9 protein-coding genes are annotated in these 10,312 nt (G+C 34.6%); 1 reads left to right on the top strand and 8 read right to left on the bottom strand.

The window, feature by feature from the left end; genetic code table 11:
• The coding region (locus JOC28_RS02140; protein ID WP_205008998.1) for a transposase at positions 1-312 on the top strand (312 nt) is incomplete at its 5' end.
• A 211-nt stretch (positions 313-523) separates the two neighbouring features.
• Here the strand turns inward: JOC28_RS02140 and JOC28_RS02135 are convergent.
• The 8 genes from JOC28_RS02135 to JOC28_RS02100 all read right to left on the bottom strand — a co-directional run bounded on the left by JOC28_RS02135 (position 524) and on the right by JOC28_RS02100 (position 10,271).
• The gene (locus JOC28_RS02135) at positions 524-1,327 is read right to left on the bottom strand and encodes a Fic family protein (protein ID WP_205008997.1); all 804 of its coding nucleotides are present in this window, start codon (positions 1,325-1,327) and stop codon (positions 524-526) included.
• Positions 1,328-1,767: 440 nt separating this feature from the next.
• Positions 1,768-4,104, bottom strand: a complete 2,337-nt coding sequence (locus JOC28_RS02130; protein ID WP_205008996.1) for a YbjQ family protein — start codon at positions 4,102-4,104, stop codon at positions 1,768-1,770.
• 67 nt (positions 4,105-4,171) lie between these two features.
• Entirely contained in the window at positions 4,172-6,823 is a 2,652-nt protein-coding gene (locus JOC28_RS02125; RefSeq protein ID WP_205008995.1) for a valine--tRNA ligase, read from the bottom strand.
• A 13-nt stretch (positions 6,824-6,836) separates the two neighbouring features.
• Complete coding sequence (locus tag JOC28_RS02120) at positions 6,837-7,145, bottom strand: nucleotidyltransferase (RefSeq protein WP_205008994.1); 309 nt, start codon at positions 7,143-7,145, stop codon at positions 6,837-6,839.
• Positions 7,117-7,527, bottom strand: coding sequence for a hypothetical protein (locus JOC28_RS02115; protein ID WP_205008993.1), 411 nt, complete (start codon positions 7,525-7,527; stop codon positions 7,117-7,119). Before JOC28_RS02115 ends, JOC28_RS02120 begins: the two co-directional genes overlap by 29 nt.
• Before the next feature lies 1 nt (position 7,528).
• Positions 7,529-8,422 (bottom strand): SMEK domain-containing protein, encoded by an 894-nt coding sequence (locus JOC28_RS02110; RefSeq protein WP_205008992.1) that lies wholly within the window; start codon positions 8,420-8,422, stop codon positions 7,529-7,531.
• A gap of 1 nt (position 8,423) precedes the next feature.
• Positions 8,424-8,999 carry a GNAT family N-acetyltransferase gene (locus tag JOC28_RS02105; protein WP_205008991.1) on the bottom strand — a complete coding sequence of 192 codons (576 nt, stop codon included), beginning with the start codon at positions 8,997-8,999 and terminating at the stop codon, positions 8,424-8,426.
• Positions 9,000-9,017: 18 nt separating this feature from the next.
• Positions 9,018-10,271, bottom strand: a complete 1,254-nt coding sequence (locus tag JOC28_RS02100; protein WP_205008990.1) for a helix-hairpin-helix domain-containing protein — start codon at positions 10,269-10,271, stop codon at positions 9,018-9,020.
• Between the last annotated feature and the right edge of the window lie 41 nt (positions 10,272-10,312).

Raw genomic sequence — 10,312 nt, 5'->3', positions numbered from 1 at the left:
GAAGAATTACATAGCCAAGAAGGCTCTCGTATCTACGCCAAACGGAAAATCGATGTCGAACCCGTTTTTGGTAGGTTAAAGAGCGTTTTTGGCGTACGTAGAGTTCACGTTAGAGGAAACCAAGCAGTCCAAACGGAGATTGGCTTCCTCTTTATGAGCATGAATCTCACAAAATTGGCTAAGAATCTAGCCTTAAAAACGTCACATACTCAAAAACCACACAGTGATTCTTTCGTCTTGATTGTTTTCGAGACGGAAATCATTGTGTGGTTTTATGTTGAAGCTCGTTTTTGCCCAGCCTCCATTATCTAATAGAATTGTAAAGATGTAAAGAACTAACGGAAATTTAGCACTAAAATAACCTCATAAAATGATTATTCGGGATAAAAAAGTTACCTATAAAAAAAGAAATAGCCGACGTAAGTCGACTATTTCAGGAGATTTATGAAAAAGAAAAGTTTTAGGATGGTTATAGTATATAAATCTTCCCTAAAATAAAACTTAAATTTGCAATCCTAGTCTGTTAGAATTTTTCTAAACCTAAACTTTTATACATCTCTTCTTCATATAATTTATTTTCGCTACCTAACAGAAGATTTTCGAAAAAGGCTGTCAAAAATTCTGGTCGCTTTTGTAGAATTTTAGCATTATCTAAAACCAAGGCATCTCTGAAAAACTGTGCATGCTTTTGAAAAGGTCTATTATCAACTTCAAAACCGAATTCACGCAGATATTTGATAAGAAAAACCGTTGTCGTTCTCGTATTTCCCTCTCTAAAAGGGTGAATCTGCCAAATACCCGAAATGAAAGATTGAATATGAGCAACAATAGCTTTCTTTGAAAGTCCTGAGTATTGAAAAGACTTTTCTTGTTGAAAATCATAGTCAAGCGTTGCTTGAATCATAGAAAAATCAGCATAAACAACACTCTCTCCTCTTAAAACATCTTCTTTTTTAGAAATGTTAGTCTGACGAAACTGTCCAACAGGGATTGACTCATCAAAAATATCCTGAAAAAGTTCCTTATGAATCGTTAATAGCGTAGCTGGGCTAAAAGAAAATCCACTTCGTGACAATAGCTCTGCTATTCTCAAGGAAACCAAATCAGCCTCAGTAGTACTATCATCCTTTGTTCTATGATAATCTGTGATTTCCTCATAGACCTGCTCGTAAGAGTAATCACCACGCGCCTGCTTCTCAGCAAGCTCCACCATATAAGCTGACGGACTCAAACCATCTACCTTCTGAAGACCGAAGCCAGTCTCCCAAAGATCCAGTTTGATCTGATATGACAATTCAGGATTATCAATGTTGTATGTTGCTTGCATTCTTGTCAGCCTTTCTAAACTGGTGTTGTAGTTTGTTACTCTTTATATTATACCAAAAAAACAAGCCTAACCTTACGATTGGGCTTGTTGGAGATTTGCAATACACAACCATACTACACTAAGCGAGTTACAGATGCAGATACCTTTTTTGAACTTCTTTACGATAGCCGCAATAGAGAAAGATTGACAGGTGAACTTCCATAATCACATTATTTTATTATCAGGAATAACGTGGATATTACGTAAATCAAAAGGAAAATTGGGGTAATTCAAATCATGAGTCACCCTTACATACACTTCAAATTTATTAGCAAATATGATAAAAGAAAGCGGCAATACTGTACTTCCTATATATGATAAAAATCTCGGAATTTGTCACGCTAGCTCCTTGGTATTTAATATATCATTATTTAAGTATTGTTATATATTAACAAATTATATTAATAAAACCATGACTGACTCTCTAGCTCAACTCTATTAGGAATTGGACAGTATAAGTAATTTAATCCATTGTCAGTTACTAAATCTATATTTTTAAATAATGCAATAGCACTAAATACTACATCATTATCGTATTTATTAATGAGTTCAACCACCTTGTCATTTCTCTTTTTTAATATTTGATTATTATCTAAGGAATCAACACTTATCGGGGTCTTATTCATGTCTCCTAGCTTAATTAAACTGATAAAAAGTTTTAACTCTTTTACTTCAAGTTCTAACTCTTTTACTTTAGAATCAATGTCAAATTCACCAACTAGCCTATTTTTATTAAAGATCGGTAAAAAGTTATTATTTACTGTATCAACATGATTCTTCAACATATCTAATTGGTTGTATTTTTCTTGATAAACTTTATATTTCCATAATCTATTCTCCAAGACATTATTATAGTGTTTCTTTATGATTCCACCTTCTAATACTCTGCTACGATAAATTAATTTTACAATTTCTGAAGCAATAAGTTCAATTGGAATTTCTAAGTTCCGAACTATACTATCTATCCTACAATCTAAATCAGCTGTATCATTGTATAGATGGTATAAAATTTGATAAATTGGATTCATCGATTTATACAAATTATCATTATATTTTTTTATAATTTGCTCCAAAAAAATTTCTGAATAGAGATCACTATTATCGATTAATTCCACCCTATCTTGATTTGAATTATAATACACCCCCTTATTACTAGAAAGATAAATATCTTTATCAATTTTTTCTTTTAAAGAAATCAATTTTTTCCATTTATATTTTTCCAGTTCATTGAAAAAATGTATTTGTAACTCTGAAAATTTCTCTTTATCGTTAAGATCTCTTGTAGATTCTTCTGTATCTTTTATTAGTTTATTTAGATGACTTATATCGGTCACAAGCTGACACTTAATATTAAATAACTTAATTAAAATACTGTCATTCAAATCAAAACTCCGCCACCTTGAAGAATTACTACTTAGTTCCACTCTTAAAATTTGATCAACATTTTGTTTGTTTAATATTTGTTCAATAATTTTTTCATCATCTCTTATTAAAGGATAGTAGTGATAAAACGTATTTATCTTCGTATCTGATATTTCTGTCAAAAATTCCCATTTAGATTCAGAGAATTTTTTATAGTAAGAATAAAAATGTTGCCATTCTTCAGATATTGCTACATTATTTCTATCTTGTACACTTTTTACAGATGAGGTAGTCTTTACAAACCAAGTTTCGAACTTAGTTAATAATTTATTCTTTAAAATTTTCCATTTAAGTAATCCATAATCTGAACTTACTTTCTCAATTATTGTTCTATAAAGTGTGTCTTCATTTAAATAATCACTTTCAAAAACTGTTTGTATAAATTCTAATTTTTCATTCTCATTTACTTTGTTTATATCATAACTTAAATAATTTTTAATAAAATCTACCGATCTGTATTTTTCGCTTCTATATTGTATCCAAAATGCATTTTTATATTCTCTCTGAAATTGCCTTCTCATATTATTTTTTAAATTTCCATCATCTTTTGATTTCATTAAGAACGCAACTCTAATAATATATAAACTTGTCCTCAGTAAAAAAATATAAATGACTAATAATAGCATATAAGAAGTCTGCCATAGTATGGTAAACTCCTTTGTGAAAGCTATATTTAGTTTCACTGCTACTGGGATAATTACAGTAGCCAGTAACATCATCAAAAATATTTTTGATTGTGTTATTTGATACCAAAATGATTTCCTAATAAGATAATTAACTTTACTTCTCCCTAGATAAGTATCGGATTTTACATCACCAGCTAAATATTGTAAAAAACCAATATAAATCCCGTACATACTAAAAATACCAACTATGAAGCCTAACAATTCTATAGTGCTTTTATCAGCCAAGCTTATATATAGAGTGTCATTATTCATGTAAATATAAATGAATCCAATTAGAGCTGTAGCTAACAAAAATTCAGCCACATTTTCTAATTTTTCTTTAAATAAATATTCTTTTATCTTATCAAATATTTCAATAGATTGATATCCAAGTGAACACCCACCTATAATAATCCTCAATCCACGGAAAAAGTCTTTATAAATTGAAATAATAAAAAAGAAAAAAACTATAGAAGCAACAAAATTGAATTCATGAATATTATTTGGAATTATCCTGAAAAACAATAAATAGAGAAAATATAAAAACGGAAACCAGTCTCGAAATGTTGTATTAATCACATAATATACCGTCTTACCAGTTAACCACACAAAGAAAAAAACTATTAATAATGCTATGTATACAAAATTCATCTTTAATCAACCTCCAATTCTCATTATACCAAAAAACGCCATCATTATGATAGCGTTTTCTATATTTTTACCCCACCAACTTCTTCATTTCTTCGATACGTTCTTGTGTGGCATCGAATTTTGTTTGGTAGTCGGTTTGTTTGTCTTTTTCTTTTTGGACAACTTCTGGTTTGGCGTTGGCTACGAAGCGTTCGTTGCTGAGTTTTTTGCCTACCATGTCCAGTTCTTTTTGCCATTTGGCGAGTTCTTTTTCAAGTCGTGCCAACTCTTCTTCAACGTTGAGAAGGTCAGCAAGTGGGAGGAAGATTTCCGCTCCTGTGATGACTGATGACATGGCTAGTTCTGGTGTGGCAATAGCTGAGCTGATTTCAAGTGTTTCTGGGTTTGTGAAACGTTTGATGTAGTTGCTATTGTCTTTGAAGAAGCTTTCAAGTTCGCTGTCGCTTGTCTTAACCAAGATAGTGATTGGTTTAGATGGAGCAACATTTACCTCTGCTCTGCTATTTCGCACGGAACGAATCAAGTCCTTCAAGCTTTCAACTCCCTTGTGGGCAGCAGCATTTTCAAAGGCTGGGTTAACCGTTGGGTAAGCAGCTGTTACGATTGAGCTATCTGCATACTGACCGAAGATTTCTTCTGTCACGAATGGCATGATTGGGTGGAGAAGGCGCAAAATCTTATCCAAAGTGTAAAGGAGAACAGAGCGTGTGATGACTTTCTCGTCTTCGTTGTCGCTGTAAAGGACTTCCTTAGTCAACTCAACATACCAGTTGGCAAACTCTTCCCAGATAAAGTTGTAAAGGATGTGGCCAGCAACACCAAATTCAAACTTGTCAAAGTTTTCTGTAACCTTAGCGATTGTTTCATTGAGGTTGTGGAGAATCCAGCGGTCAGTCACATTTCCTGCAGCACCTGACGCAACTTGGTCAACATTAGCTGTCGCTTGCTCAAGTGTCAAGCCTTCATTGTTCATGAGGATATAACGTGAGATGTTCCAAATCTTGTTAATGAAGTTCCATGAGGCATCCATTTTCTCGTAAGAGAAACGAACGTCCTGACCTGGAGCAGAGCCATTTGACAAGAACCAACGAAGGCTGTCAGCACCGTATTTCTCGATGACATCCATAGGGTCAATACCGTTACCAAGCGATTTAGACATCTTGCGACCTTCTTCGTCACGGATAAGCCCATGTATAAGGACATTTGAGAATGGCTGACGCCCTGTAAATTCAAGGGATTGGAAGATCATGCGTGACACCCAGAAGAAGATGATGTCATAGCCAGTTACCAAGGTTGACGTTGGGAAGTAGCGTTTGAAGTCAGCTGCTTCAGTGTCAGGCCAACCCATGGTTGAGAATGGCCAAAGGGCAGAGCTGAACCATGTGTCAAGAACATCTGAATCTTGTGTCCAACCGTCACCTTCTGGAGCCTCTTCACCGACATACATCTCACCTGCTTCATTGTACCAAGCAGGGATTTGGTGACCCCACCACAATTGACGTGAAATAACCCAGTCATGAACATTTTCCATCCATGACAAGAAAGTATCGTTGAAACGAGGTGGGTAGAATTCAACCTTATCATCTGTGTCTTGGTTGGCAATGGCATTCTTAGCCAATTGGTCCATCTTAACGAACCATTGTGTTGACAAGCGTGGCTCAACTACGACACCAGTACGTTCTGAGTGACCAACTGAGTGTGTCATTTTCTCGATTTCAACAAGAGCACCGAGTTCTTCCAACTTAGCAACAACAGCCTTACGAGCTTCAAAGCGATCCATACCATTGAATTCACCAGCAAGTTCATTCATAGTACCGTCATCGTTCATGACGTTAACTTGTGGCAAGTTGTGGCGTTGACCAACCGCAAAGTCGTTAGGGTCGTGAGCTGGCGTAATCTTAACCACACCTGTTCCAAATTCTGGATCAGCATGCTCGTCAGCTACGATTGGAATTGGTTTGTTAACGATTGGCAGGATTACATTTTTACCAATCAAGTCCTTGTAACGTGGGTCTTCTGGATTAACAGCGACAGCCACATCCCCAAACATGGTCTCTGGACGGGTTGTAGCAACCTCCAGAGCGCGCGAGCCATCTTCCAACATATAATTCATGTGGTAGAAGGCACCTTCGACGTCCTTGTGGATAACCTCGATATCAGAAAGGGCTGTGCGGGCAGCTGGATCCCAGTTGATGATGAACTCACCACGGTAGATCCAACCTTTTTTGTAAAGCTCTACAAAGACCTTGCGGACAGCTTTTGAGAGACCTTCATCAAGGGTGAAACGCTCACGTGAGTAGTCAAGAGATAGCCCCATTTTGCCCCACTGCTCCTTGATTGTAGTCGCATACTCGTCTTTCCATTCCCAAACTTTATCGAGGAATTTCTCACGACCGAGGTCGTAACGTGAAATGCCCTGCTCACGCAGACGCTCCTCAACCTTAGCTTGAGTAGCGATACCAGCATGGTCCATACCTGGAAGCCAAAGCGTGTCAAAGCCCTGCATACGCTTTTGACGAATGATGATATCTTGAAGCGTAGTATCCCAAGCGTGACCCAAGTGCAATTTACCAGTAACATTTGGTGGTGGAATCACGATAGAATAAGGCTTAGCCTCAGCATCTCCTGATGGCTTGAAAACATCTTGGTCAATCCAAGTTTGATAACGACCAGCCTCAACTTCGGCTGGATTGTATTTTGGTGATAATTCTTTTGACATATAGTTTTTCTCCTTAATATATTTTTATATAGTTAACCTGCTCTAGAAATTTCTTCTCTATCTCTTCGTTTTCTGATAAAACAGTTATATCAATATCAGTCTGATACTGTTCAGATAAATACATTTTAATTGCATTCTTTTGAATTAGTATTTGATTCTGATTGTTTTTTTCACTATTTTTGTAAATCAACAATAAATCAATATCGTTAAAATCTTCTTTTTCTAATGAAGAACCAAATTGATAAAGTTCGAATTGAATTGTTTCATCAAGTAGTTTTTTTAACCCAATATCATCAGTTAAATTTATAATGAGATTCCCCATACAATTTTTTACCATCTTCCTCGTCAATCCCCATATAATACTGAGATGGGTCTGGGTAATTTAATGCTCCCATAAATTCTCTGATTTTGAATAAACCAAAATGATTTTGTAAGGCATGTTCTTTAGCTTCATACGTATAGCCATTCCACATACTAATAGTAACTAAAGCATCAAAATCTTCATTTATCTTTTCAACTACATCATTGATAGATACGGTATATTTATTAGTTAACCACACTAAATATGTCCTATCATCACTAAGCACTAGTTTATAAGTAAAATCTTCCTGTCTTTCAAATCTAATAACATTATCATGTCTATCTAATACCTGTTCAAAAAAGATTACTGATTCCGTTCTCGGTTCATCGCTAAAATTAGCCATTTTAATTAACTCCTTGATTTTTAATAATTGATTCTAACATTTTTGGAAAGTCTTCTGGAAATGATTCATATACATTTGAATCTAGTCTTTGTTTGTCATTACATTCAAATGATTCAACATTTGATTTAAATTTGTTAAATAGCACTTTTTCTTTTCTACTAAAAAATGATTGATATTTACTATACAAATTTAATATATTTTTGTTATTCTCAATAATTTTTTGCTTTTGCTTATTCCAAATTTTATAGGAAGACTCACTCATTGGACTAGTTGAAGCCACTTTAGAATGTGGACCATACTTAAAAAAGATTTCACTATTCTCATCCAAAATTTCAAGAATTCTTTCTGAAATTTCTCTTTTTGATAAGATATTCTCTCCATTTTTCTCATTACTTAGATAATTTTGAATAATATCAAGAATTTTACGCTGAGAAGCTGGGGTTAAATCCTGAAACTTTTTTATTAAATCTTCTGTTAAAACAATATTCTTCTTGGGATCAAAATTCAATTGTGAAGTATTATTATATCTACCATTTTTAATATTGCTATTCTGTTTTCCAATAAAAACAAAGTAAAGTACATATTCCTTATAATCTTCTTTAGTTAATTCATCTTTAGAAATGGTACTACGCACTTTTTGATTCTCACAAGTACATGAAATTTGAACAACAATTTTATTTTTATCATCAATTAAATCAATTGCTTCAAAATTGGACTGTTCAATATTTAAATTTTCTAACTTCCAAGAAAATAAAGTATTTAAAATTTCTTTATAAAAAGATTCTGCTAACACCGCATTATCCAGTAAATTAAGCTTTGCTCTTTTTTCAATAATTTCATTTAAGTCCCTTAATGTAAGAATAAATTGATCAATATTATCACTTGTTTCAAACACTCTACCTTTTCTCCCACTCACTCTTCAGCAATCCATAAGCTAGGTCTGCACAGCGATTTCCTTCTTTATCCTTACGGTCACGGATGGTAGCTTCAAGTGTGAAGCCTAGCTTTTCTGCCACGCGCTGACTTTGCTTATTGTAGTCATAGCAGCGGATTTCGACTTTGTGGAGATTGAGGAGGGTAAAGCCGACTTCAATCAAAGCAGCGACAGCCTCAGTCATATAGCCATAACCCCAGTAGTCAGGATGAAGCATGTAGCCAATCTCAAAAACATCATCTTCATGGCGGTGGTTAAAATCACATGAGCCGATTACTCGGTCGCTCCCTTTAATGGTAATGCCATAGCCCGAAGGTAGCTTTTCCTTTTCCAAGCGCTGATAGTAATGATTTTCAAAATAATCATACTCATCTTCTAAGCTAGCAATTGGTGGGAATCCTGCTGGGTATGTGACCTCTTCTAATTGAGCATAGTCAAACATGGCTGGCACATCCTCCACCGTTCGCTGACGCAAGATAAGTCGGTCCGTTTCTAGTTTTGGTAATGCTTTACCATCGAAGTCTTCTAGAATCTGCATATTTTTCAACCTCTTGAACTACTTTTTAAAGACGATTCCTGCTTCCTTCAATTTTTGAATCGTAACAGGTCCAACTCCTTTTATAGATAGAATCTCTTTTTCTGTATATTTTTTAAAGTCATCGTAACTCTCAATTCCTGAATCATACAAGGCTAGAGACATATCGTGTTTTATGAATGATAACCTAGGATCAGTCGCTAATTTTCTGGCTCCTACAAAGCTGACAAGATTTGATAGATGAGTCTGTTCTGATACATACCAATCGTCCATCACAAATGACGTGTCATATTTCTGAGCTTCCTGCGTCAAAAAATCACCGATAATTAGATTTCTGTCTAAAAATTCTTCTAAAGGATATAAGCTTGCTTGAAGAGATTGAACAGAATTCGGTAAATAACATTCCTCTTCTTCAATGTCAACTAATGAATCAAGCCAATCTTGATCAGCAAAGAATGGTGCAGCCTCATCATTTATCTCAACTAACTTTTTGAAAAGAGACTGTGCTTCTGGAATAGAACCTTTCAAAAATGCACTGATGACAGCATGAATAAGAATGGTATCATCACACTTTCCTTGTTTAAGTTCCTTCTGATAAAATTGCTCAACTTTATTCTCATCACCTACCATGTGATAGAGAGATAAAACTTGAAATACATAACCTGGAGGATAGCGTTTCAGTTGTTGCTTTTCAATCAGATTTACAAGATGTAAAGCCCTGTGATAAGCATTCTCATCAGTATAATAGGTAATCAGAAATAGTAAAGCTTGTAATATCGGTCTTGCTTCCAAATAATTCCAATCAAGATAGCCTATCTCTTTCCATTTAGCTAATGTAGATTCCTCAAAATCTATACATTTCTGATATGTGGACAAATCAAATTCAACAAGCTCTGACAGTAATAAATGAAAATCTGCCGCAAAATAATTGGGATTTTCTTCTAGAACTGCTATCAAAAGTTTCTGACGTTTCTTTGCATTCGGAGTAATCATCGCTTGACGAAAATAATCATGATCCTTTCGCCACTTAAAGAGATTATTTCTCAATTGAAAACTAACTAAATTTTCATCAACCTCTCCATCATGTTCGTCCATATATTGAAACATAGCAGTATGCAACTCATCGAAGTTTTGGATTAATCGACGCTCAACAAATCTAGGTTGTTGTCCATCCATTAACTGCTCACTTAAAAAATTCTCTTCTTCTGGAACTACTTTAATATCTAGTTTTTGTTGGCGTTTTAATTCCTTCTTACGATTTTTCTTTTTCGCCATACTCTCCTCCTTCCTAAATATTAAAATAAAATCGCCCCTGC

The organism is Streptococcus loxodontisalivarius (assembly GCF_016908645.1).
Taxonomy (GTDB): Bacteria; Bacillota; Bacilli; order Lactobacillales; family Streptococcaceae; genus Streptococcus; species Streptococcus loxodontisalivarius.
This window is presented reverse-complemented; position numbering and strand designations above follow the sequence as displayed.

Excerpts from the sequence above, each read along its gene's own strand:
- JOC28_RS02135 (WP_205008997.1), bottom strand. The coding sequence starts at position 1,327 with ATGCAAGCAACATACAACATTGATAATCCTGAATTGTCATATCAGATC.
- JOC28_RS02130 (WP_205008996.1), bottom strand. The coding sequence starts at position 4,104 with ATGAATTTTGTATACATAGCATTATTAATAGTTTTTTTCTTTGTGTGG.
- JOC28_RS02125 (WP_205008995.1), bottom strand. The coding sequence starts at position 6,823 with ATGTCAAAAGAATTATCACCAAAATACAATCCAGCCGAAGTTGAGGCT.
- JOC28_RS02120 (WP_205008994.1), bottom strand. The coding sequence starts at position 7,145 with ATGGGGAATCTCATTATAAATTTAACTGATGATATTGGGTTAAAAAAA.
- JOC28_RS02115 (WP_205008993.1), bottom strand. The coding sequence starts at position 7,527 with ATGGCTAATTTTAGCGATGAACCGAGAACGGAATCAGTAATCTTTTTT.
- JOC28_RS02105 (WP_205008991.1), bottom strand. The coding sequence starts at position 8,999 with ATGCAGATTCTAGAAGACTTCGATGGTAAAGCATTACCAAAACTAGAA.
- JOC28_RS02100 (WP_205008990.1), bottom strand. The coding sequence starts at position 10,271 with ATGGCGAAAAAGAAAAATCGTAAGAAGGAATTAAAACGCCAACAAAAA.